Here is an 899-nt window from a genome sequence, read left to right on the forward strand (position 1 = left end):
GATCGTCAACTCCTCCACCCGATCGCACCCCGCAGACTCACCCGCCCGCAAAGCCAACTCCACAAAACCCGCACCCGGGAACACCACCACACCCGACACCACATGACCACGCAGCCACTCCTGCGCCGCCAACGACAAACGACCCGTCAACAACACCTCACCCTCACCACCCGCCAACTCCACCGCCGCCCCCAACAACGGATGCTCCGCCGACCCCAGACCCACCGCACGCAGGTCCTTGGTCCGCATCGCGGAGGGGGCAGGCCAGAAACGGAGGCGCTGGAACGCGTACGTCGGCAGGTCGTGAGACCGGGCGTCTGCGGACGTCCCAGAGAAGAGGGTGCTCCAGTCGAGTGCTGTTCCGCGGGTGAAGAGTTCGGCTGCGGCTGTCAGAACCGAGTGGGTCTCGGGACGGTCCTTGCGAAGTGTGGGGACGAGCAGCCGGCCGTCGATGTCGGTGGCGGACTGGGCGAGCGCGGTCAGCGTACCGTCGGGGCCCAACTCCACGAAGCGGGTGACGCTCTGCTCCTCCAGGCACTTCAGCCCGTCGGAGAAGCGGACGGGGCGTCGTACGTGCTCAACCCAGTGAGTGGCGGATGTCAGTTCCTCGGCTCCGACCGGCGTGCCGGTCAGCGTGGAGACGACAGGTATCCGGGGCTCTGCCGGTGTGAGGCTGTCGGCCACGGCGCGGAAGTCGGCCAGCATCGGCTCCATCAGCGGCGAGTGGAACGCATGGCTGACCCGCAGCGCGGTCACCTTGCGGTCCTGGGCGCGGAAGTGGGCCGCGACCTCCTCCACCGCCTCGGCCACGCCCGAGACGACCACCGCCCGCGGACCGTTCACCGCGGCAATACCCACCCGCACACCGTCCAGCAGCGGCAGCACCTCCTCCTCGGACG

At 68.9% G+C, this 899-nt stretch carries 1 protein-coding gene; it reads right to left on the reverse strand.

The window, feature by feature from the left end; all coding sequences use genetic code 11:
• The coding region (locus JS756_RS35880; protein WP_307791441.1) for an acyltransferase domain-containing protein at positions 1-885 on the reverse strand (885 nt) is incomplete at its 3' end.
• Positions 886-899 lie beyond the last annotated feature (14 nt).

Origin of the sequence: Streptomyces actuosus (assembly GCF_016921115.1) — a bacterium.
GTDB lineage: Bacteria > Actinomycetota > Actinomycetes > Streptomycetales > Streptomycetaceae > Streptomyces > Streptomyces actuosus_A.